Consider the following 21,993-nt stretch of genomic DNA (forward strand, 5'->3'; position numbering starts at 1 on the left):
GTGCCCGCAGGACCACGGGAGGTGTGCCATGTCGCCTCGGACCTCGACCCGGACGGCGGGACCTCGGGTCGTCCCGCCCGACGTCGCCCGACTGCTGGCGCGCGCGGACGCCGAGCTCGCGGCGGCGGAGGCCGCGGCCGACGCCGCGGAGCGCTTCGTCCACGCTCATCTCGCGGCGCTCCGCGCCGCCGCCGCGGTCGTGGCGCTGCGGGGAAGGCCTTCGCGGCGCTCCGGTGCGCGCTCCGTGTGGGACATGCTCGCGGTCGTCGAGCCGGGCCTGTCGGCGTGGTCGGTGTACTTCGCCTCGGGCGCGCGGCTGCGTGCCGCCGTCGACGCCGGGCACGGCGAGGAGGTGCCGCCCGCGCGCGCCGACGAGCTGGTCGCGTGCGCGGAGGACTTCCGTGACGAGGTTGGCATGCTCGTCGACCCCGACGCCGGCTTCGCCCGGCCGTTCGCGACGGCGTCGGCGGCCTCGTGAGCCGCGCCCCGCGCGCAGCCGGCGCGAACCGCGACTGGGGCTCGGACGAGTCCGGCACGCCGGTGCTGCACGTGGACATGGACGCCTTCTTCGCGTCGTGCGAGCTGGCTCGGCGTCCCGAGCTGCGCGGCCGGCCGGTGATCGTCGGCGGGCGCGAGCGCGGCGTCGTGCTGGCCGCGACGTACGAGGCGCGGGCGTTCGGGGTCCGGTCCGCGATGTCGATGGCGGCCGCGCGTCGGCTGTGCCCCCAGGCCGTCGTCGTGCCGCCCGACCACGCGCTCTACCACGAGGTCTCGCGCTCGGTCATGGGGATGCTGGGCGAGATCACGGCGCTCGTCGAGCAGGTCAGCGTCGACGAGGCGTTCCTCGACGTGTCGGGCGCGCGGCGCCGCCTCGGCGCCCCGACCGAGATCGCCGCGCGCCTGCGCGAGCGTGTCCGTGCGGAGCACGGGATCACGTGCTCGGTCGGGATCGCGCAGAACAAGTTCGTGGCGAAGCTCGCCTCGACCCACGCCAAGCCCGACGGGATGCTGCTCGTCCCGGCCGACGCGACCGTCGCGTTCCTGCGCACGCTCCCCGTGGGGGCGCTGTGGGGCGTGGGGGAGAAGACGGAGCAGGCGCTCGCACGGTGGGGCATCACCACGGTCGCGCAGCTCGCCGACACCGACGTGCCGACGCTCCAGGCCGCGGTCGGCGCCGTCCACGGCGCCCACCTGCACGACCTCGCGTGGGGGCGCGACCCGCGGCCCGTGGTGCCCGAGCACGCCGAGCGCAGCGTCGGCGCCGAGACGACGTTCGATCAGGACCTCTGGGACGCCGCCGCGGTCGAGCGTCGGCTGCTCGAGCTCGCGGACCGCGTCGCGGGCCGGCTCCGCCGCCAGGACACGGTGGGCCGGACGATCGCGCTCAAGGTGCGCACGAGCGACTTCCGCACGCTCACGAGGTCGCGGACCCTGCCGACCCCGACCGACCTCGCCCAGGAGATCTACGCGGTCGCGCGCGAGCTCTTCGCCGGCGTCGACCGGCGGGGGCTCGCCGTCCGCCTCGTCGGCGTGCGGGCGGAGAACCTCGAGCGGCGCACCGGCCTGGCCGCGCAGCCCACGCTCGACGAGGCGGTCGACGCCCGCACCGAGGCCCGGCGGGAGGCGGAGCTCGCGCTCGACGCCGTCCGGGAACGCTTCGGGAGGGCGGCGATCGGGCTCGGTGCACCGGCCCCCGCGCCGGTCCGGACGGCCCCGAGGACTTGACGGGGGCAACCAGAGTGCCGTCAACTACCGTGCGGGGCGCCGCAGGCATATCCTGAGTGTGTCACTGTTCCACCGCGAGATCCGGGGGTCTCGATGCCTCTGTCCGAGTACGAGCAGCGCGTGCTGGAGCAGATGGAGCGCGCGCTGACCAGCGACGACCCCCGTCTGGCGAACACCCTGCAGCAGACGAGCCGGCGTTCGCCGCTGCGCTACGTCCTGGCCGGCGTCGGCGTCGTCGCCGGTCTCCTCCTGCTCGTCCTCGGGGCGGCGACCTCGAGGCCCGTGGTCGGCGTCATCGGGTTCGTCCTCATGTTCGCCGGCGTGGCCTACGCCTTCGCCGCCCCCCGCAAGAGCGGTCCGGTCGGGGTGGTTCGTCCGGACGGGACGGTCGACGCGTCGGCCGGGCCGCAGCCCGGCGGGCGCAAGGCCGGTCGCGGCACCACCAAGACCACGACCACGGGCGACGGCTTCCTGGCACGGCTCGAGGAGCGCTGGGAGCGCCGCCGCCGCGAGGGGCGCTAGCAGCCCACGCACCACGACGGCCCGACCGGCCCGTCGCGACGCCCGCGTCGCGGCGGGCCTTGTCGTTCCCGGCGGGCTTGTCGTTCCGGACGCCTCGCCGTTCCCGGTCAGGACCGCGTCGCAAGGGCCGGGGTCAGACCGTCGGTGACGGAGTCGGCGAGCGTCTCGAGCTCGCTCGGCGAGTACGGGCCGGGCGTGCGCGCGTATCGGGCGGCCTCCGCGGCGTCGGCGAGCGCCACGAGGTCCTCGAGGACCTCCTCGGGCAGCGGCGCGCCGAGGCGTGACTCGACGCGGGCGGCGATGACCTCCGGGGCCCGCCGCAGCGTCGTGGGCGGCGGCAGCTCGATCCCGCCCTCCCGCAGCGCGGAGACGACCCGCTGCCAGGCGCGCTCCGGGTCGACCAGGGGGATGACGGTGCGGCGGCGCACGAGCAGCAGGACCGCGCCGGCGAGGACCAGGACGCCGCCGACGCCCGCGACGACCCACGTCCAGCCGGGCAGGCCCGCGTCGGCGGTCCCGACGCCGCCGGCCCGCGGGACCGCGGTCGCCGCAGGGTCCTCGCGCTCGGGCGGCGGCACCTGCTCGCGCGGCACCTCGTCGGCGCCGGTGGGCACGGGCAGCGGGACGTCCTGGCCGGTGGCCGGGTTCGTGTACGTCGGGGCGACGCCGGTCTGGACCGCGGGCGTCGGCTCGAAGCGGACCCACCCCGCGCCCTCGAAGTAGAGCTCGGGCCACGCGTGCGAGTCCTGCCCGCGGATCTCCCACGTGCCCTCCTCGACGTCGGTCCCGGGGAGGTGACCCACCGCGAGGCGGGCCGGGATGCCGAGCGAGCGCGCCATCACGACCATGGTGGTCGCGAACTGCAGGCAGTACCCGGTGCGGTGGTCGAGGAAGTCCCAGACGGGGTCGCCCGTGGAGCCGCGGGGCAGCTCGGTCGCGTACGTGAAGACGGACGGGTCGCGGAACCAGCCCTGCAGGGCCACGGCCTGGTCGTAGGCGTTGTCGGCGTCGCCGGCGACCTCGCGCGCGAGCGCGGCGACGTCGTCGCCGTGCTGCGTCGTGGGCAGCTCCGTGTAGGCCGGGTCGATCTCGGGCGCCGGCGCCGCGCGCAGCACGTCGGGTGACAGCTCGCGCTCGTGCACGCCCAGCTCGTAGACCTGGCCCGGGTCGGTGCGGTCGCCGACGACCTCGTCGCGGACCTCGTCGTAGCCCCACCCGCCGTCGACGGCCAGCTCCCGGGGGTCGGTCGGCAGGGGAAGCTTGTCGTCGCGCAGCTCGCCGACGGTCACCGTGACGTTCGTCGTGCCGGCCGTGGGCACGTCGAGGCCGCCGGGCCACAGCACCTGGCCCGCGTCGAAGTCTCGGCCCGCGCGGTCGGCGCCGCGCTGCCAGCGCCGGCCGTCGAACGCGGTCGCGGTGTAGCTGCGCAGCGGCCCGACGTCCTCGCCGCTGTCGGTCCGGTAGGTGAGGACCACGCTGTTCGAGCGCTCGGTGAGGCTGCGCAGGATGTCGAGGTCCTCGGAGAGGCGGATCGTGTCGCCCGTCGTCGTGAAGGCGCGGTACCAGCCCCCGGCGACGCCGGGCAGCGCGCTCGACGCGCTCCCCACCAGCAGCGCGACGACGGTGACGCTCGCCGCGGTCGTCGTGGTGACGAGCGAGCGCGCCCGCTCGGCGCGGCGCACGCCCGGGTCGAGGCGCTCGCCGCGCCGCCGCGCCCGCGCGCCGACCGGCCCGTCGAGCGTCAGCAGCAGGAGGAGCGCGACGACGGTCACGACGAAGACCACGGGCTGGACGCGGCCGGTGAGCACGAGCGGCGGGCACCACAGGGCGAGCATCGGGGCGCCCGCCACGGCGGGACGGCGCAGCCCGCCCGCGAGCGCGTCGGCGAGCAGGTGCACGAGGAGCGTGCCGCCCACCGCGAGCAGCGCGACCGGCAGCGATCCGGGCACCGGAGCGACCTCGGACCGGATGATCTCGCCCGCCTCGCCGACGCGCTCGAGCGTGCGGCCGAGGTGCTCGGGGCCGACCACCACGTCGAGCCCGCCGGTCGGCGAGCCGAAGCGGGCGACGACGTACCAGAGCGCCACGGCGCAGCCGGCGAGCGTCGGCAGGACCGAGCCCGAGCCGTCGTCGCCGCGGCGGGACGTGCGGCGACGACGCTCGACCAGCTCGCGCACGACGGCGGTCGAGGTCCCGACGAGCGCGACGCCGATCAGCCCGGTGCTGACCCAGGCGCCGGGCAGGATGACGGTCGTCAGGGCGAGCATGGACGCCGCGACGGCGACCGTGACGAGCACGGCGGTCGCCGCGAGGCGGGTCGTGGGGCTCGCGTGGGCGGGGATCACTCGGCACGCTCCTGGAGCAGGGCCCACGCGCGGTCCGCGGGCGTCCCGGGCGGGCAGGTGGCGACGCGCCAGCCGGCCGTGCGCAGGGCCGTGACCGTCTCGGCGGCGTCGTGCCCGAAGCCGACGGCGCGGGGCTGGACCACGAGCGCCCAGCACACGCCCTCGGCCGCGAGCGACGCGAGGTCGTGCCGCGCCGCCGCGGCCACCGGCCCGAGCAGCGCGACCGTGATCTCGCCCGTGCCCCGGTCGAGGCGCAGCGAGCGGACGGTCGCCGTGAGCGCGCGCTCGGCCTCGGCCGCGTTGCGGTGCCCGTGCAGGTCGACCGTCGCGTCGAGGACCGTCGGACGGCCGGCCCGGGCACCGGTGACGAACCGCGACGTGGTGGCGTGGGTGACGACGCTTGTCGGCACGAGCCGCGCGGGGTGGCCGGCCTCGAGGAACGCCACGGCGATCGACGCGGCGAGCTCGACGGCCCACTCGCCGTCGTCGACGGCCTGGACCGAGCGCTGGGTCGGCCACGGGCCCGTGCGAGGCTCGACCGGGGGCGGCAGGAGCGCGCGGTCGAGCAGGACGGTCACGGGCCGCACGCCCGAGCTCTCGTCGGCACGGACCATGAGCCGGCCCTGGCGCGCCGACCGGGCCCAGTGCACGCGCCGGGGGTCGTCGCCGGCCACGTACTCGCGCAGCACCGAGTCGTCGGTCGACGCGAGCCGTGCGCCGGTCGCGGCACGGTCGACCTCGCCGCGTACGCGCGTGCGCGCGCTCAGCTCGGTCGTCCGGGGCCACACGGCGACCGACGTCGCCTCGCCGAGCGGTTGGGTCGTGCGCACGAGCCCGAACACGTCGGTGCGGGTCGTCAGGAGCGGGCCGAGCGCCCAGCGCCCGCGGCGCACCGGGACGAGGGAGTAGCGCACCGCGACGCGGTCGGGGTGCGCGGAGACGGACGCCCGGATGCCGTGGGGTCCGGCGAGCTCGTGCGCCGCCTGCTCGGACAGCCGCAGGCGCGCCAGCCGCTCGTAGGCGGCGCCGCTGCGTGCGCGGGCCGCGACGAGCAGCTGCGCGTCGGCGCTCTGGCCGCGCACGACCGGGTTGGGCGCGATCTGGCGGGTCACGACCAGCGCGCCGCGGCCCGAGTCGAGCCGCTGGAGCCCCATGGCGACCCAGGCCGCCCCCACCGCGAGCGCGCCGGCCGCGCCGAGGCCGACGACGTCCGGGAGCGCGAGCACGATCCCGACGACGACGAGCACCCCGCCGGTGCACAGCAGCGCGACGCCCCGGCCGGTCAGCCGGACCCGGGCGATCCGCCGGACCGCCTGCCGCAGCGCGCCGTCGTCGGCCACGACGCCCCCGTCAGCGACGGCCGGCCGCGGCCGGGACGGGCGTGCGCTGGACGATCTCGTCGACGAGCTGCTCGGCGGAGGTGCCCGCGAGCCGGGACTCGGTGCTGAGGATCAGCCGGTGAGCGAGGACGGGGCGCGCGAGCGCCTGGACGTCGTCCGGCAGCACGTGCTCGCGGCCCGACATCGCGGCGAGCGCCTTGGCGGCGCGCAGCAGCTGGAGCGACGCGCGGGGCGAGGCGCCGAGGCGCAGCCCGTCGTGGCCGCGCGTGGCCGCGACGAGGTCCAGCACGTACTGCTTCACCGCCGGCGCCGCGTGCACCGTGCGGACGAGCGCGGCGTACCGGCTGATGGTCGACCCCGTGGTCACGGGCTCGAGGTGGGCCAGCGGGGTCGCGGCCTCCTGCCGGTCGAGCATGAGCATCTCGGCGTCGTTCTCGGGATACCCGACGGTCAGGCGTGCCATGAACCGGTCGCGCTGGGCCTCGGGAAGCGGGTAGGTGCCCTCCATCTCGACCGGGTTCTGCGTCGCCACGACGAGGAACGGTCGCGGCAGCGTGTACGTGGTGCCGTCGACCGTCGTCTGGCCCTCCTCCATGCACTCGAGCAGGGCCGACTGCGTCTTGGGCGAGGCGCGGTTGATCTCGTCGCCGATGACGATGTTGTTGAACACCGGGCCGGGGCGGAACTCGAAGTCGTGCGTCGCGGTGCGGAAGATGTTGACGCCCGTGAGGTCGCTGGGCAGCAGGTCGGGCGTGAACTGGATGCGTCCCACGTGGCAGTCGATGCTCCGCGCGAGCGCCTTGGCCAGCGTGGTCTTGCCGACGCCCGGCACGTCCTCGACGAGGAGATGGCCCTCGGCCAGCAGCACGGCCAGCGTGATGTCGGCCAGCGCGGGCCGGCCGGCGACGACCGACTCGATCGCCTCCCTGACCCGCCCGATCGTGCTGACGAGCTCCTCGAGCGTCTCCGAGAGCACCTCGGGTGCCGGGTCGAGCGGGCCGCCGCCGTGCGGCCGGGCCTCGGTCAGGGAGGGGGAGGCGGGTTCGGGCTGCACGAGCGACCTCCGGGGTGCGGCGCGTCGGTTCGGTCGGCGCCGCAGCAGCACGGAGCCGGTCCCAGAAGCGTAGTGGACCCGGGCCCGCGACGTGGCACCCGTCACACCCCCGTGGGTGCCCGCGTGGGGTCGCGGTGGAGCAGCGCTGCGCGGCGGCGTGTCGCGCTCCACCGCGCTCCACCGGACGGCCGGTGCGCTGACCTGGGGAGACGTGAGGAGAGCGGGTGAAGATGGGGAGTTCTCCCCGTCTTTTCCCGCGCCAGGTGGAGCAAAGTGGAGTAGCGTGGAGCGTGCGGGAGCGCGAGGGGAGGTGCGGGCCGTGGCAGGGGACTTTCCGGGGACCGGGCTGCTGCTGGGCACGTACACCCCCAAGCTCGACGAGAAGGGTCGGCTCATCCTCCCCGCGAAGTTCCGCGCCCGTCTCGCTCCCGGGCTCGTCATGACGAGGGGGCAGGAGCGCTGCCTCTTCCTCCTTCCGATGGACGAGTTCTCCCGCATGTACGAGCAGGTCCGGCAGGCGCCGGTCACCAGCCGGCAGGCGCGCGACTACCTGCGCGTGTTCCTGTCGGGGGCGAGCGACGAGGTGCCGGACAAGCAGGGCCGGGTGGTCATCCCGGCGGCCCTGCGCGAGTACGCCGGTCTCGACCGGGACGTCGCCGTGATCGGCGCCGGCACCCGCGTGGAGGTCTGGGACAAGCAGGCGTGGGAGACGTACCTCGCGGCGCAGGAGGAGTCCTACTCCGACACCGCGGAGCAGATCTTCCCCGACCTGCAGTTCTGAGCCCGACAACCGCACAGCAGACGCAGCAGCAGACCAGCAGACCTGGCCCCGCACGGCGAGGCCTCCTCCCGCGAGGGTCTGGCGCACTTCCCCGGCGCCAGAACGACGCGGAGGGAGACCTGGCCGGGCGGGGCCGACACACCCCGAGCACCCGCCGAGAGGAGGAGACCATGAGCAGCACCACGCCGGACGCGCCCGACGACGGCGCGCGCCGTCCGCAGGACCGGCACCTGCCCGTGCTCCTCCAGCGGTGCGTCGACCTCCTCGCCCCGGCCCTGCGCGAGCCCGGCAGCGTCCTCGTCGACTGCACGCTCGGGATGGGCGGCCACTCCGAGGCCGTCCTCGAGCAGGTGCCTACGGCCCGCGTGATCGGCATCGACCGCGACCCGCAGGCGCTCGAGCTCGCGTCGCGCCGCCTCGCGCGGTTCGGGGACCGCTTCACGCCCGTGCACGCCGTCTACGACGAGATCCGCGACGTCGTCGCGGACGAGGGCCTGGACGCCGTGCAGGGCGTGCTCATGGACCTCGGCGTCTCGTCGCTGCAGCTCGACGAGGCCGAGCGCGGCTTCGCGTACGCGCAGGACGCGCCCCTCGACATGCGGATGGACCAGTCGCGGGGCATCACCGCGGCCGACGTGCTCAACACCTACGACGAGCGCGAGCTGACGCGGATCCTGCGCGAGTACGGCGAGGAGCGGTTCGCGCAGCGCATCGCCCGCGCGATCGTGCGGCGCCGCGAGAAGCAGCCCTGGGCGCGCACGGCCGAGCTCGCCGACCTCGTGCGGGACGCGATCCCGGCGGCCACGCGCCGCACCGGCGGCAACCCGTCCAAGCGGACCTTCCAGGCGCTGCGGATCGAGGTCAACGGCGAGCTCGAGGTGCTCGAGCGGGCCGTGCCGGCCGCGATCGAGACGCTCGCGGTCGACGGCCGCATCGTCGTCGAGTCGTACCACTCGCTCGAGGACCGCATCGTCAAGCGGGCCATCGCGCGGGGCACGACGTCGAGTGCCCCTCCCGGCCTGCCGGTCGAGCCCGAGACGCACCGGCCGTACCTCGAGGCGCTGACCCGCGGCGCCGAGGAGGCCGACGCGGACGAGCTGGAGCGCAACCCGCGCGCGGCGTCGGTCCGCCTGCGTGCCGCGCGCCGCGTCCGACCCACCCCGTCCCACCTGCTGCCGAAGGAGGAGCGCTGATGAGTGCACTGCGTGCCCCGGCCGTCGCACCCGACCGGAGGACCACGACCACGCGCCCGCGCCGCGCGCCCCTGACCGCGCTGCCCGGGGGAGCGGCCGAGCGGGGCCGGCGGCTCGACGTCGTCCGGGCGCCGCTGCAGTCGGCGTCCGGGGTGCCGTTCTACGTGCTGTGCGCGTCGATCCTGGCCGCCGCGCTGCTCGCGGCGCTGCTGCTCAACACGACGATGGCGCGCGGGTCGTACGAGATGGCCCGCCTGCAGAAGGAGGTCGGCCAGGTCGCCCAGGACGTCCAGGAGCGCCAGGCCGAGCTCCGGGCGGCGCAGGCCTCGCTGCCGCAGCGCGCGCAGCAGATGGGCATGGTGCCGGCCGAGAACCCCACGATGTTCAGCGTCGCGACCGGCGAGGTGGTGGCGGCGCCTCCGGCGGAGCAGCCGTGAGCCCGACACGCGGGGAGGGTGCGCGCCCGCGGCCGCGGTCCGGCGCGCAGAATCGTCGCGTGACCCCGTCCCGCAGCACGCCGCGCGCCGGGACGCCGCGCGCGTCGACGCCAGGCTCGACGCGCGCGGCGACGGCCGGCTCGCCGCGGACGTCGGCCCGCCGGACCACGACCACGTCGCGCCAGGCGGCGCCGCGCGCCGCCGCCCCGGCGCGGCGCACTCCGGCGCGGCGCCCGCCCGCGGCGCGTCCCCCGGCGCCCGCGCGCGAGCCGGGCAACCCCGAGCGGCGGCAGCGCTGGCTCATCGTCGCGGCCGCGATCGTGCTCGCTCTCTTCGTCGGGCGGCTCGTGCAGGTCCAGGTCGTGCAGGGCCCGGCGCTCGCTGCCGCGGCCCAGGCCGACCGGCTCACGACGAGCGTCACGCTCGCCCACCGCGGCGACATCGTCGACGCGAACGGCACCGTGCTGGCCACGTCCGTCGACCGGTACACCGTCGTGGCGGACCAGGTGGCGATCCAGGGCTTCCGGGGCAACGGCCGCGTCGACACGGAGGGGGAGCCCGTCGAGGACGGCGCCCTCGGCATCGCGCAGCTCCTCGGCCCCGTGCTGGGCAAGTCCAAGGCCGAGCTCGGGGCGCAGCTCAACGGCGACCGGCGGTACGTCGTCCTGGCGAAGGACGTCGTGCCCGAGGTGCAGCGGGCGATCGCCGACCTGCGCCTCCAGGCGTACGTGCGCACCGACCTCACGTCCCGGCGCACGTACCCCGCCGGGACGGTCGCAGGCACGCTCGTGGGCTTCGTCAACGACGAGCAGAAGGGCGCCGGGGGGATCGAGGCGGCCTACGACGACGCGCTGGCGGGCACCGACGGCAAGCTCGTCTTCGAGCGCGGACGCGACGGCGTCATGATCCCGACCGCCGCCTCCGAAGCCGTCGAGGCCGTGCCGGGCGACGACGTCGTGCTCACGATCGACGCGGACGTGCAGTGGAAGGCCGAGGACCTGCTCGACCAGGCGGTCCGCGACACGGGTGCCCAGTACGGCATGGCGATCGTCAGCGACGTGCGCACGGGTGAGCTGCTCGCGCTCGCCGACTCGGGCGACGTCGACCCCAACGACCGGTCGACCGCCAAGGTGGCCGAGGGCTCGCGCGCGGTCAAGGACGTGTTCGAGCCCGGGTCGACGGGCAAGGTCGTCTCGGTCGCGGCCGCGCTCGAGGAGGGGTACTGGAAGCCGACCGACCGGTTCGAGGTGCCGTACCGCTTCACCACGCCCAACGGCCAGACGTTCAAGGACTCGCACGAGCACCCCGTCCAGCGGCTCACGCTCGCCGGCGTCCTCGCGCACTCGTCCAACACGGGCACCGTGCAGATGGGGGAGAAGATCCCCGTGCAGGTGCGCTACGACTACCTGCGCAAGTTCGGCTTCGGCGAGCGGACCGGCCTGGGGCTGCCGGGGGAGTCGGCGGGCCTGCTGCCGTCCGAGGACACGCTGCGCCACGACGCGCGCACGCCGTACACGATCCTGTTCGGCCAGGGCCTGGCCGTGAGCGCGCTCCAGGCGACCCAGGTGTTCTCCACGGTCGCCAACGGGGGCGTGCGGCTCACGCCGACGCTGTTCGCGGGCACGCGCTCGGCCGACGGCGCGTTCACGCCCGCCCCGCGCGAGGACGGCGTGCGCGTCGTCTCCCAGGAGACGGCCGACACGCTGCTGCGCATGCTCGAGGCCGTGACCGGGGAGGAGGGCACCGGTACGACGGCCCAGGTCCCGGGGTACCGCGTCGCGGGCAAGACGGGCACGGCCCAGCTCTTCGAGTCGGGCGGCACGCGCTACATGGCGTCGTTCATCGGCGTCGCGCCCGCCGACGACCCGCGGTTCACGGTCGCCGTGTTCCTCAAGGACCCGAAGTCGTCGATCTACGGCGGCGTCGTCGCGGGCCCGGTGTTCAGCGACCTCATGGCCTACGCGCTGCAGAAGGCGGGGGTCCCGCCGAGCGAGCCGGCCGCCGAGGACGAGCAGATCCCGCTCGAGTGGTGAGGCCGGCCGCGACCGCGCGACGACCGGGCGGAGCCCGCAGGGGCACCGTCAGGCAGAGGGTAGGTTCTACTCCGTGACATCCCCGCTCGACCGCTTCCGGCCCACGGCCACGCGCCCGCGCCGGGTGCGGGACCTCGCCCTGACCTTCGGGCTCGAGACCGCAGCGACCGGCCCGGACGACGTGACCGTCACCTCGGTCGTCTCCGACAACCGGCTCACGGCCGACGGCGACCTGTTCGTCGCGCTCGCGGGCTCGCGCGCGCACGGCGCCCGGTTCGCGGCCGACGCCGTCGCGCGCGGCGCCCGGGCCGTCCTCACCGACGCCGAGGGCGCGCGCCTGCTCGGCGACGCGCTCGCGGGCGTGCCCGTGCTCGTCGCGCCCGACCCGCGCGCCGTGCTCGGCGCCGTCGCGGCGTGGGTCTACGGCAGCCCGGCCGAGCGCCTCATGACGTTCGGCGTCACGGGCACCAACGGCAAGACGACCACCACCTACCAGATCGACCACCTGCTGCGCGCGCTCGGGTGGAAGGGCGGGCTCGTCGGCACGGTCGAGATGCGCTCGGGCGACCGCGTGCTCGCGAGCCGCCTGACGACGCCCGAGGCGGCCGACCTGCAGGCCCTGCTCGCCACGATGGTCGAGGACGAGGTCCGCACGCTCGCGATGGAGGTGTCCTCGCACGCGCTCGCGCTGCACCGCGTCGACGGCATCGAGTTCGGCGTCGTCGGCTTCACCAACCTCAGCCAGGACCACCTCGACTTCCACGGCGACCTGCAGGCGTACTTCGACACCAAGGCCCTGCTGTTCACGCCCGCCCGCGCGCGCCGCGGCGTCGTCGTGGTCGACGACGCGTGGGGCGAGCGCATGGCCGACGCCGCGCGCATCCCGGTCGCGACGCTCCGCACCCGGCCGGCGCGCGACGGCGAGGCGGACGCCGACTGGACCGTGTCCGACGTCGTCCCGCACGGCACGGGCTCGGCCTTCACGCTCACGCACGCCGACGGCCGGACGCTGCGCACCTCGACGAGCCTGCCGGGCGGGTTCAACGTGGCCAACGCGGCGCTCGCCGCCGTCATGGTGCTCGAGGGCGGCGCGCACCTCGACGACGTCCGCGAGGCGCTCGACGCCGCGGGCGGGCTCTCGGCGACGGTCCCCGGCCGCATGGAGGTCGTCGGGGCGGGCGGCGGTGGCGACCCGCGCGTCGTCGTGGACTTCGCGCACAACACCGACGCGCTCGAGCTCGCGCTCGACGCCCTGCGCCCGACGACGGCCGGACGGCTCGTCGTCGTGTTCGGCGCGACGGGCGACCGCGACGCGGGCAAGCGCCCGGCCATGGGCGCGGCCGCGGTGTCGGGGGCCGACGTCGTCGTGGTGACCGACGACGACCCGCACGGCGAGGACCCGGCCGCGATCCGCGCCGAGGTCCTGGGCGGCGCGCGCGCCGCGCGCGACGTCGCCGCCGCGGCGGGGCGCTCCGTGGAGGTGCTCGAGGTCGCGCCGCGCGCCGAGGCGATCCGCCGCGCCGTGCTCGACGCCGGACCCGACGACACCGTGCTCGTCGCCGGCCGCGGCCACGAGACGATCCAGGAGGTCGCGGGCGTCGACCTCGAGCTCGACGACCGCGTCGAGGCCCGTCGCGCCCTGGCCACGAGGCACGAGAGGACCACCACCGCATGATCGAGCTGACCGCCGCCGAGGTCGCCGAGGCGACCGCCGGGAGGCTGGCCGGGGGCGCCGCGCCGGGGACCCTCGTGACCGGGCCCGTCGTCGTCGACTCGCGTCAGGCCGGGGCCGGGTCGTTGTTCGTCGCGCTGCCGGGCGAGCACGTCGACGGGCACGACTTCGCCGCGGCCGCGCGCGACGCGGGCGCCGTGCTCGTGCTGGCCGCGCGCGAGCTCGACGGCGTGCCCGCCGTCGTCGTCGACGACGTGCAGGCCGCGCTCGGCGAGCTCGCGCGCCACGTGCTCGCACGGCTGCGGGCCACCGCCGACGTCAAGGTCGTGGCGGTGACCGGCTCGGTCGGCAAGACGACGACCAAGGACCTGCTCGGCCAGCTCCTCGCGCCCGCCGAGGGCGACGACCCGAGCGCCGTCGTCGTGCCCGCCGGGTCGTTCAACAACGAGGTCGGCCTCCCGCTGACCGTCCTGCGCGCGACGCCGGCGACGCGCCGCCTCGTGCTCGAGATGGGCGCGGACCGGCCCGGCAACATCGCCTACCTCACGCGCATCGCGCCGCCCGACGTCGGCATCGTGCTCGCCGTCGGCAGCGCCCACCTCGGGTTCTTCGGCGACGTCGAGACCATCGCCCGCACGAAGGGCGAGATGGCCGAGGGCGTCGTGCCCGGCGGCACGGTCGCGCTCAACGCCGACGACGTGCGCGTCGCGGCGATGGCCGCGCGCGCCCCCGAGGACGCCGAGGTCGTCACGTTCGGCACGATCCCCGCGGCCGCGGTGCGCGCGACCGACGTCGAGGTCGACGCGGGCCGTGCCCGCTTCACGCTCACGGCGGGCGGGGAGCGCGCCGAGGTGGCGCTGCGCCTCGTGGGCGCGCACCACGTGACCAACGCGCTCGCCGCCGCGACCGCCGCGCTGCGCCTGGGGGTGCCGCTCGGGACGGTCGCCGAGCGGCTGTCGCGGGCAACCGCGCTGAGCCCGCACCGGATGGCCGTCACCGAGCGGCCCGACGGCGTGACCGTCGTCGACGACGCCTACAACGCCAACCCCGACTCGATGAAGGCCGCGCTGCGCACGCTCGCGGTCATGGCGGGCCGCACGCGGCGGTCCGTCGCGGTGCTCGGCGAGATGCGCGAGCTCGGCGACGAGGCGCGCGTGGCGCACGACGAGATCGGCCGGCTCGTGGTCCGATTGAACATCAAGCAGCTCGTCGTCGTGGGCGACGGGGCGTACCACATCCACGAGGGAGCGCTCCAGGAGGGCTCCTGGGGGGAGGAGTCGGTGTTCGTGCCGGACCTCGACGCCGCGCGCGCCGTCCTCGGCGAGACGCTGCGGCCCGGCGACGTCGTGCTCGTCAAGGCGTCCAACTCGACCGGTCTGTGGCGGCTCGCGGACGAGCTCGCGGAGGTCGCCCCGTGATCGCCATCCTCGTCGCGGCGGGCGCCTCCCTGGTCGTCGCGCTCTTCGGCACGCCGCTGTTCATCCGGTTCCTCGTGCACCGCAACTACGGCCAGTTCGTCCGGCAGGACGGCCCGACCGCGCACTTCACCAAGCGCGGCACGCCCACGATGGGCGGCGTCGTCATCATCGGCGCCACGCTGCTGGGGGTCGCCGCGTCGATGGTCGTGGCCGGGCGCATGCCGAGCGCGACCGCGCTGCTCGTGCTGTACCTCATGACGGGCCTCGGGCTCGTCGGCTTCCTCGACGACTTCACGAAGATCCGCAAGCAGCGCTCGCTCGGGCTCACGCCGTGGGCCAAGATCCTCGGCCAGGGGTTCGTCGGCGTCTCGTTCGCGGTGCTCGCGCTGCAGTTCCCCAACGGGAACGCGCGCACGCCCGCGTCGACCCGGATCTCGTTCCTGCGCGACACCAACCTGGACCTGGCGTTCGCGGGCGCGACGATCGGGCTCGTGCTGTTCGTCGTGTGGGCCAACTTCCTCATCACGGCGTGGTCCAACGCGGTCAACCTCACCGACGGCCTCGACGGCCTGGCGACCGGCACCTCGCTCATCGTGTTCGGCGCCTACGTCATCGTCGGGATCTGGCAGCTCAACCAGTCGTGCCAGCGCCTGCTGGCGGCGGGACCGCGGTGCTACGAGGTGCGCGACCCGCAGGACGTCGCGATCGTCGCGGCGGCCGTCATGGGCGCCTGCTTCGGCTTCCTGTGGTGGAACGCCAGCCCGGCCAGGATCTTCATGGGAGACACCGGCTCGCTCGCCCTCGGCGGCGCGCTCGCGGGCCTGTCGATCCTGTCGCGCACCGAGATCCTCGCGGCGATCATCGGCGGCCTGTTCGTGATCATCGTGCTGTCGGACGTCATCCAGATCGGCTTCTTCAAGATGACCCGCAGACGCGTGTTCAAGATGGCGCCGCTGCACCACCACTTCGAGCTCTCGGGGTGGGGAGAGGTGACGATCGTCATCCGGTTCTGGCTCATCGCGGGGCTGTTCGCGGCGCTCGGCATGGGCATCTTCTACGCCGAGTGGGTGGTCGGCTGATGCCGGCCGGGCACGGCCGGCCGGTCGAGCCCGCCGTCCCGCTCGACGCCGCGCGCGTCGTCGTCGCCGGGCTCGGCGTGAGCGGCCGCGCCGTCGTCGCGGCGCTGGCGGGCAGGGTGCGCGAGCTCGTCACGGTCGACGCCCGGGCCGACGACGCCGACGTGCGCGGCGCCGCCGCCGAGGACCGCGCCGGCCTCGACGACCTCGTCGCCGGGGCCGACCTCGTGGTCGCCTCGCCCGGCTGGGCGCCGTCGACGCCGCTGCTCGCGGCCGCGACCGCCGCGGGCGTCCCGGTGTGGAGCGAGGTCGAGCTCGCGTGGCGGCTGCGGGTCGACCGGCGCGGGCCCGACGGCGCGGCGCGCGGGCCCGCCCCGTGGCTCGCCGTCACGGGCACCAACGGCAAGACGACGACGGTCGAGATGCTCGCCTCGATCCTCGCCGCGGCGGGCTTGCGCACCGCGGCCGTCGGCAACGTCGGGACGCCGCTGCTCACCGCGGCGGTCGACCCGGACCTCGACGTCCTCGCGGTCGAGCTGTCGAGCTTCCAGCTCCACTTCACGCACACCATGTCGGTGGAGGCGGGCGCGGTGCTCAACGTCGCGCCCGACCACCTCGACTGGCACGGCTCGCTCGAGGCGTACGCGGCCGACAAGGGACGCATCTACGCGCGGGCCCAGGTCGCGTGCGTCTACACCGTGGCGGACCCGCGCACCGAGGACCTCGTGCGCGAGGCCGACGTCGTCGAGGGCGCGCGCGCCGTCGGCGTCACGCTCGGTACGCCGGGCCCCGGGCAGCTCGGGCTCGTCGAGGACGTCCTCGTCGACCGCGCGTTCCACGCGCCCGCCGACGCCGCCGACCGGCGCACGTACGCGGCCGAGCTCGGCACGCTCGCCGACCTCGCGCACCTCGCGCCGGCCGCGACCGGCGACGGGCCGGCCGTGCCCCCGCCGCACGTCGTGTCCGACGCGCTCGCGGCCGCCGCGCTCGCGCGCGCCCACGGCGTGCCCGCCGCGGCGGTGCGCGACGGCCTGCGGTCCTTCCGGCCGGGGGCGCACCGCATCGAGCGCGTGCGGGTGCTCGGCGGCGTCGCGTACGTCGACGACTCGAAGGCCACCAACCCGCACGCCGCGGCGGCGTCGCTCGCCACGTACGAGCCCGGCACGGTCGTGTGGGTCGCGGGCGGGCTCGCCAAGGGCGCGCGGCTCGACGACCTGGTCGAACGCCGCGCGGACCGGCTGCGCGCGGCCGTCGTCATCGGCGTCGACCCGGCGCCGTGGACCGAGGCGCTCGCCCGACACGCGCCCGAGATCCCCGTCGTGCGGGTCGATCCCGGTGACACTGGGTCCGTGATGCGCCGGGCCGTGGCGGCCGCGCGGGACCTCGCCCGGCCGGGCGACACCGTGCTGCTCGCCCCGGCGGGCGCCTCGATGGACCAGTTCCGCTCCTACGCGGAGCGCGGCGCAGCGTTCGCCGCCGCGGTGCAGGAGCTTGACGAGTAGGACGGGGAGGGGCATGGCGGTCACGACGAACGCCCGCAGGTCCGCCCCCGAGCGCCCGTGGCTGGGCCAGTGGAACTCGGCGGTCACGAGCTACTACCTCCTCGTGGGGGCCACGGGCCTGCTGCTCGTCATCGGCCTGGTCATGGTGCTCTCGAGCTCGACCGTGACGTCGATCGCGGAGGGCAAGTCGCCGTACGCGCAGTTCCTCGTCCAGGCGCGCTGGGCGCTGCTCGGCATGCCGTTCATGCTCGTCGCGACGCGGATCCCCGTCCGCTGGTACAAGCGGCTCGCGTGGCCGGCGCTGTTCGTGGCGCTCGGCCTGCAGTCGCTCACGCTCGTGCCCGCGTTCGCGCTGAGCCAGGGCGGCAACACCGGCTGGATCCACCTGGGCGGCGGCGTCGTCGTCCAGCCGGCCGAGCTGGGCAAGCTCGCGCTCGCGGTGTGGCTCGGCACCGTGCTCGGGCGCAAGCAGCACCTGCTCGGCAGCTGGGGCCACGCGTTCATGCCCGCGGTGCCCGGCGCGCTCGCGCTCGTCGGCCTCATCATGGCGGGTCACGACCTGGGCACCGCGATCGTCGTCGTCGCGCTCGTCGCGGGCGCGCTGTGGGTCTCGGGCGCGCCGGCCAAGATGCTCGTGCTCGGCGGCACGCTCGCGTCCGCGGCGGTCTTCTTCCTCTTCGTGCGCGGCAACTCCAACCGCATGAGCCGCATCCTGGCGACCTACGGCGAGTGCGCCGACCCCCAGGGCGAGTGCTACCAGTCGATCCACGGCCTGTACGGGCTCGGCACCGGCGGCCTGTTCGGCGTCGGGCTCGGCGCGAGCCGGGAGAAGTGGCGCTACCTGCCCGAGGCCCACAACGACTTCATCTACGCGATCATCGGCGAGGAGCTCGGCCTGCTCGGCACGCTCCTCGTGCTCGCGCTCTTCGCCGTGCTCGGCGTCGCGATGGCGCGCGTCGTGCGCCGCCACACCGACCCGTTCGTCAAGATCACGACCGCGGCGGTCGCCTGCTGGATCGTGGGCCAGGCGTTCGTCAACATCGGGGTGGTCATCCAGGTGCTGCCCGTCATCGGCATCCCGCTGCCGCTCGTCTCGGCGGGCGGCTCCGCCCTGGTGACCACCATGGCCGCGCTCGGCATGGTGATCGGCTTCGCGCGCACCGAGCCCGGCGCGGCGGAGGCGCTCGCGGCGCGGGGCAGCGTGGTCCGACGCTCGCTCGCGGTGGTGGGCCGTGGCCGTGACCGGGTGCGCCTGCGCGGCCGGTAGGGTCCACGTGTGAACATCTCTCCCGTCCGTTCCGTGGTGCTCGCCGGGGGTGGCACCGCCGGTCACGTCAACCCTCTGCTCGCCGTCGCCGACGAGCTGCGCGCCCGCGAGCCGGGCGCGAAGGTGCTCGTGCTCGGGACGACGACCGGCCTGGAGGCGGACCTCGTCCCGGCCCGCGGCTACGAGCTGCGCCCCGTCCCGCGCGTGCCGCTCCCGCGTCGCCCGAGCGTGGACCTGCTGCGCCTTCCCGGCCGCCTCGCGTCCGCCGTGCGCGCGGCCGAGGCCGCGATCGACGAGATCGGCGCGCAGGCCGTCGTGGGCTTCGGCGGCTACGTCTCGACGCCCGCGTACCTCGCGGCGCGCCGCCGCGGCGTGCCGGTCGTGATCCACGAGCAGAACGCCCGGCCGGGCCTGGCCAACCGGCTCGGCGCGCGCTGGGCCGCGCGCGTGGGCGTGACGTTCCCGGGCACCGCGCTGCCCGGCGCCGTCTCCGTCGGGCTGCCGCTGCGCCGCGAGATCGCCGAGCTCGTCGCCGCGCGCGAGGCCGACCCCGCGGCCGCCCGCGTCGCCGCCGCTGACGCGCTCGGCCTCGACGCGGCGCTGCCCACCCTCGTGGTCACGGGCGGGTCCTCGGGCGCCGCGTCGGTCAACGCCGCCGTCGCCGGCGCGGCCGCGGCCCTGCTCGAGTCGGGCGCGCAGGTGCTCCACCTCACGGGCCGCGGCAAGGACGAGGGCGTGCGCGCGGCCGTCCGCGCCCTGTCGGGCACGCACGAGACGCGTCGCTACCAGGTGCGCGAGTACCTGCCCGAGATGCACCTCGCGCTCGCGGTCGCCGACCTCGTCGTCGGGCGCGCCGGCGCGGGCACCGTGTGCGAGCTGGCCGCGCTGGGCGTCCCCGCGGTCTACGTCCCGCTGCCGATCGGCAACGGCGAGCAGCGGCTCAACGCCGCGCCGCTCGTCGAGGCCGGCGGCGGCATCCTCGTCGACGACGCGGACCTCACGCCCGCGTGGCTGGCCCGGACGGTCCCGGCCCTGCTCGCCGACCGGCAGCGCCTCGACGCGATGGCCGAGGCGGCGGCGGCCACGGGCGTGCGCGACGCCGCCGCGCGCGTCGCCGACCTCGTCGGCGAGGCGGTCGCCGCGGGGGAGCCCGCGTGAGCGCGCCGGCACGGCTCGAGGAGTTGGGGCGCGTCCACCTCGTCGGCGTCGGCGGGGCCGGCATGTCGGTCGTGGCGCGGCTCCTGGCGGCGCGCGGCGTGCCCGTGCAGGGCTCGGACGCCGCCGCCGGGCCCGCTCTCGAGGCCCTGCGCGGCGACGGCGTGACCGTGTGGGTCGGCCACGACGCCGCCCACGTCGTCGGGCCCGACGGCGAGCCGCGCGTCGAGACGGTCGTCGTCTCCTCGGCGGTGCGCGAGTCCAACCCCGAGCTCGCCGCCGCCCGCGCCGCGGGGCTGCGGGTGCTGCACCGCTCCGAGGCGCTCGCCGCGCTCATGGTGGGCCGGCGCGCCGTGGCGGTGGCGGGCGCGCACGGCAAGACCACGACGTCCGCGATGGTCGCGACGGTCCTGCGCGCCTGCGGCACCGACGCGTCGTTCGCGATCGGCGGGACGGTCCGCGTGCGGGACGCCGAGACGGGGGAGGTCCGCGCCGTGCCCGGCGGCCACCTCGGCGCGTCCGACGTCCTCGTCGCCGAGGCCGACGAGTCGGACGGCTCGTTCCTCAACTACGCCCCGACCGTCGCGGTCGTGACCAACGTCGAGGCCGACCACCTCGACCACTACGGGTCGCACGACGCGTTCCGGCAGGCGTTCGTCGACTTCGCCGCGCGCATCGTGCCGGGCGGCACGCTCGTGGCGTGCGCCGACGACGCCGGTTCCGCCGAGCTCGCCGTCGCGCACCGTGCCGCGGGGCGCGACGTCGTCACGTACGGGACGGCCGAGGCGGCCGACGTCCGCGTGCGCGACGTCGTCGTGGGGCCCGGCACCGTCCGCGCCGTCGTGTCAGGGGGCCCGCTGGGGCCCCAGCCGCGCGACCTGCGGCTCGAGCTGCCCGGCGCGCACAACGCGCTCAACGCCACGGCCGCCGTCGTGACCGCGGTGCTGCTCGGGGCCGAGCCGGGCGAGGCCGTCGCGGGCGCCGCGACGTTCGTCGGCACGGGACGGCGGTTCGAGCCCAAGGGGGAGGCCGCCGGGGTGCGGGTCGTCGACAGCTACGACCACCACCCGACCGAGGTCGAGGCGCTCCTGCGCGCCGCGCGTCCCGTCGCCGGCAGCGGTCGGATCGTCGTGCTGTTCCAGCCGCACCTGTACTCGCGCACGCGCCTCTTCGCCGACCGGTTCGCGGCCGCGCTCGCGCTCGCCGACGAGGTCGTGGTCACCGGCGTCTACAGGGCGCGCGAGGACGTCGACCCGGACGTCACCGCCCGGACGATCACCGACCTGCTCCCGGCGACCGCGTCGGGCGGGGGAGTGCACGCGGTGGAGGACCGCCTCGAGGCGGCGCACGTGGCCGCCGGGCTGGCGCGGCCCGGCGACCTGGTCCTGACCGTCGGCGCGGGGGACGTGACCGAGCTCGGCCCCGTGATCCTCGACCTGCTGCGCGCACGCGACGCCTCCGGCGTGGCGCCGACCGCCGCGGCGCCCGTCGAGGACACCATGGACTGATGCGTCAGCCACCCCGTCCCCGCACGAAGCCCGCGGCCGCCCCGCGCACGGGCGCGACGCCGAAGGCCGCGCCCCGGACGGGTGGGACGCCGAAGGCCGCGCCGCGGACCGGCGCCACACCCAAAGCCGCCCCGCGCACGGGCGCGACGCCCAAGGCGGTCCCGGCGCGCACGACCGCTCGGGTCGTGGCCGAGCCGCCCGCGGCCGCGGCGCCGGCCCGCGTCTCGACCGCGATGGCGGACCGCCTCGCCGAGCGCACGGCGATGCGCCGTCACCGCCGGTGGCGCCGCGTGCTGGCGTGGCTGCTCGCCCTCGTCGCCGCGGCGGCGCTCGCGTGGGCGGTGTTCTGGTCCCCGGCGCTCGCGCTCGACCCGGCCGAGGTCACGATCACCGGCGAGGGCACGACGATCGACGTCGAGGAGGTGCGCGCGGCCGTCGTCGCGCGCGCCGACGTGCCGCTCCCGCGCCTGGACACGGTCGCGCTGCGCGCCGAGATCCTCGGCATGCGCGGTGTCAAGGACGTGCGCATCGCGCGCGTCTGGCCGCAGGGGCTCGACGTCGCCCTGACGTCGCGCGAGCCGGTCGCGGCCGTGCCGACCGACGGCGGCTTCGCGCTGCTCGACCCCGAGGGGATCCGGGTCGGCACCGCCGAGGCGGCGCCCGAGGGGCTCGCGGTGGTCGACGTCCCGCTCGACGACGGCAGCGCCCGTGCGCTGCAGGCGGCCCTGCGCGTGCTCGCCGCGCTGCCGCCCGAGCTGTCCGACCAGGTCGCGAGCGTGCGCGCGGAGACCCAGGACGACGTCGAGACCGTGCTGCGCGACGGCCGGAGCGTCCGCTGGGGAGGGGCGTCGCGGGTCGCGCTCAAGGTCGAGGTCGTGCGCACGCTGCTCGAGGTCGAGCCGGGCGCGCGCGTGGTCGACGTCTCGTCGCCCGAGCTCCCGGTCACGCAATGACGACGGCGCGGG

18 protein-coding genes are annotated in these 21,993 nt (G+C 76.3%); 15 read left to right on the forward strand and 3 right to left on the reverse strand.

The features are described 5' to 3' along the window. Positions 1-28: 28 nt before the first annotated feature. The 3 genes from ISOVA_RS06420 to ISOVA_RS06430 all read left to right on the forward strand — a co-directional run bounded on the left by ISOVA_RS06420 (position 29) and on the right by ISOVA_RS06430 (position 2,247). Positions 29-478 (forward strand): SAV_6107 family HEPN domain-containing protein, encoded by a 450-nt coding sequence (locus ISOVA_RS06420; protein ID WP_013838436.1) that lies wholly within the window; start codon positions 29-31, stop codon positions 476-478. Next, positions 475-1,725 (forward strand): DNA polymerase IV, encoded by a 1,251-nt coding sequence (locus tag ISOVA_RS06425; protein ID WP_013838437.1) that lies wholly within the window; start codon positions 475-477, stop codon positions 1,723-1,725. Before ISOVA_RS06420 ends, ISOVA_RS06425 begins: the two co-directional genes overlap by 4 nt. Before the next feature lie 93 nt (positions 1,726-1,818). After that, positions 1,819-2,247 carry a DUF3040 domain-containing protein gene (locus ISOVA_RS06430; protein ID WP_013838438.1) on the forward strand — a complete coding sequence of 143 codons (429 nt, stop codon included), beginning with the start codon at positions 1,819-1,821 and terminating at the stop codon, positions 2,245-2,247. A gap of 107 nt (positions 2,248-2,354) precedes the next feature. On the opposite strand, the gene ISOVA_RS06435 is transcribed toward ISOVA_RS06430, so the two are convergent. The 3 genes from ISOVA_RS06435 to ISOVA_RS06445 are packed head-to-tail and all read right to left on the reverse strand — an operon-like array spanning position 2,355 to position 6,986. Beyond that, entirely contained in the window at positions 2,355-4,592 is a 2,238-nt protein-coding gene (locus ISOVA_RS06435; protein ID WP_013838439.1) for a transglutaminase TgpA family protein, read from the reverse strand. Further along, positions 4,589-5,932: a DUF58 domain-containing protein gene (locus ISOVA_RS06440; RefSeq protein ID WP_013838440.1), complete on the reverse strand. Its 1,344-nt coding sequence runs from the start codon at positions 5,930-5,932 to the stop codon at positions 4,589-4,591. The genes ISOVA_RS06435 and ISOVA_RS06440 overlap by 4 nt, the downstream gene beginning before the upstream one ends. Before the next feature lie 10 nt (positions 5,933-5,942). Next, positions 5,943-6,986 carry an AAA family ATPase gene (locus ISOVA_RS06445; protein ID WP_013838441.1) on the reverse strand — a complete coding sequence of 348 codons (1,044 nt, stop codon included), beginning with the start codon at positions 6,984-6,986 and terminating at the stop codon, positions 5,943-5,945. Between the two features lie 346 nt (positions 6,987-7,332). Here ISOVA_RS06445 and mraZ point away from each other — a divergent pair, with 346 nt between their 5' ends. The 12 genes from mraZ (at position 7,333) to ISOVA_RS06505 (ending at position 21,981) form a co-directional block, all read left to right on the forward strand. Next, positions 7,333-7,767, forward strand: coding sequence for a division/cell wall cluster transcriptional repressor MraZ (mraZ, locus tag ISOVA_RS06450; protein ID WP_041295214.1), 435 nt, complete (start codon positions 7,333-7,335; stop codon positions 7,765-7,767). Positions 7,768-7,937: 170 nt separating this feature from the next. Next, on the forward strand, positions 7,938-8,960 hold the full coding sequence (gene rsmH, locus ISOVA_RS06455) for a 16S rRNA (cytosine(1402)-N(4))-methyltransferase RsmH (RefSeq protein WP_013838443.1): 1,023 nt from the start codon (positions 7,938-7,940) through the stop codon (positions 8,958-8,960). Then, positions 8,960-9,397 carry a cell division protein FtsL gene (ftsL, locus tag ISOVA_RS06460; RefSeq protein WP_013838444.1) on the forward strand — a complete coding sequence of 146 codons (438 nt, stop codon included), beginning with the start codon at positions 8,960-8,962 and terminating at the stop codon, positions 9,395-9,397. The genes rsmH and ftsL overlap by 1 nt, the downstream gene beginning before the upstream one ends. A gap of 59 nt (positions 9,398-9,456) precedes the next feature. After that, positions 9,457-11,430 carry a peptidoglycan D,D-transpeptidase FtsI family protein gene (locus tag ISOVA_RS06465; protein WP_186004577.1) on the forward strand — a complete coding sequence of 658 codons (1,974 nt, stop codon included), beginning with the start codon at positions 9,457-9,459 and terminating at the stop codon, positions 11,428-11,430. 73 nt (positions 11,431-11,503) lie between these two features. Continuing rightward, positions 11,504-13,105 carry a UDP-N-acetylmuramoyl-L-alanyl-D-glutamate--2,6-diaminopimelate ligase gene (locus tag ISOVA_RS06470; RefSeq protein ID WP_013838446.1) on the forward strand — a complete coding sequence of 534 codons (1,602 nt, stop codon included), beginning with the start codon at positions 11,504-11,506 and terminating at the stop codon, positions 13,103-13,105. Then, on the forward strand, positions 13,102-14,520 hold the full coding sequence (locus ISOVA_RS06475; RefSeq protein ID WP_013838447.1) for a UDP-N-acetylmuramoyl-tripeptide--D-alanyl-D-alanine ligase: 1,419 nt from the start codon (positions 13,102-13,104) through the stop codon (positions 14,518-14,520). Before ISOVA_RS06470 ends, ISOVA_RS06475 begins: the two co-directional genes overlap by 4 nt. Beyond that, positions 14,517-15,599, forward strand: a complete 1,083-nt coding sequence (mraY, locus tag ISOVA_RS06480) for a phospho-N-acetylmuramoyl-pentapeptide-transferase (RefSeq protein WP_013838448.1) — start codon at positions 14,517-14,519, stop codon at positions 15,597-15,599. The genes ISOVA_RS06475 and mraY overlap by 4 nt, the downstream gene beginning before the upstream one ends. Further along, positions 15,599-17,098, forward strand: a complete 1,500-nt coding sequence (gene murD / locus ISOVA_RS06485) for a UDP-N-acetylmuramoyl-L-alanine--D-glutamate ligase (RefSeq protein WP_013838449.1) — start codon at positions 15,599-15,601, stop codon at positions 17,096-17,098. The genes mraY and murD overlap by 1 nt, the downstream gene beginning before the upstream one ends. Positions 17,099-17,111: 13 nt before the next feature. After that, positions 17,112-18,365: a putative lipid II flippase FtsW gene (ftsW, locus tag ISOVA_RS06490; protein WP_013838450.1), complete on the forward strand. Its 1,254-nt coding sequence runs from the start codon at positions 17,112-17,114 to the stop codon at positions 18,363-18,365. A gap of 9 nt (positions 18,366-18,374) precedes the next feature. Then, a complete protein-coding gene (murG, locus tag ISOVA_RS06495) occupies positions 18,375-19,523 on the forward strand; it encodes an undecaprenyldiphospho-muramoylpentapeptide beta-N-acetylglucosaminyltransferase (RefSeq protein ID WP_013838451.1) in 1,149 nt (382 codons plus the stop codon). Next, a complete protein-coding gene (gene murC, locus ISOVA_RS06500) occupies positions 19,520-21,028 on the forward strand; it encodes a UDP-N-acetylmuramate--L-alanine ligase (protein WP_013838452.1) in 1,509 nt (502 codons plus the stop codon). The genes murG and murC overlap by 4 nt, the downstream gene beginning before the upstream one ends. Beyond that, positions 21,028-21,981, forward strand: a complete 954-nt coding sequence (locus tag ISOVA_RS06505; protein WP_013838453.1) for a cell division protein FtsQ/DivIB — start codon at positions 21,028-21,030, stop codon at positions 21,979-21,981. Before murC ends, ISOVA_RS06505 begins: the two co-directional genes overlap by 1 nt. Positions 21,982-21,993: the final 12 nt, after the last annotated feature.

The sequence above is a fragment of the Isoptericola variabilis 225 genome (assembly GCF_000215105.1).
Lineage (GTDB): Bacteria > Actinomycetota > Actinomycetes > Actinomycetales > Cellulomonadaceae > Isoptericola > Isoptericola variabilis_A.

Bases quoted from the DNA above. Each gene is read 5' to 3' on its own strand.
- ISOVA_RS06420 (WP_013838436.1), top strand. From the start codon at position 29: ATGTCGCCTCGGACCTCGACCCGGACGGCGGGACCTCGGGTCGTCCCG.
- ftsL (WP_013838444.1), top strand. From the start codon at position 8,960: ATGAGTGCACTGCGTGCCCCGGCCGTCGCACCCGACCGGAGGACCACG.
- ISOVA_RS06475 (WP_013838447.1), top strand. From the start codon at position 13,102: ATGATCGAGCTGACCGCCGCCGAGGTCGCCGAGGCGACCGCCGGGAGG.
- ftsW (WP_013838450.1), top strand. From the start codon at position 17,112: ATGGCGGTCACGACGAACGCCCGCAGGTCCGCCCCCGAGCGCCCGTGG.
- ISOVA_RS06430 (WP_013838438.1), top strand. From the start codon at position 1,819: ATGCCTCTGTCCGAGTACGAGCAGCGCGTGCTGGAGCAGATGGAGCGC.
- murD (WP_013838449.1), top strand. From the start codon at position 15,599: ATGCCGGCCGGGCACGGCCGGCCGGTCGAGCCCGCCGTCCCGCTCGAC.
- ISOVA_RS06505 (WP_013838453.1), top strand. From the start codon at position 21,028: ATGCGTCAGCCACCCCGTCCCCGCACGAAGCCCGCGGCCGCCCCGCGC.
- rsmH (WP_013838443.1), top strand. From the start codon at position 7,938: ATGAGCAGCACCACGCCGGACGCGCCCGACGACGGCGCGCGCCGTCCG.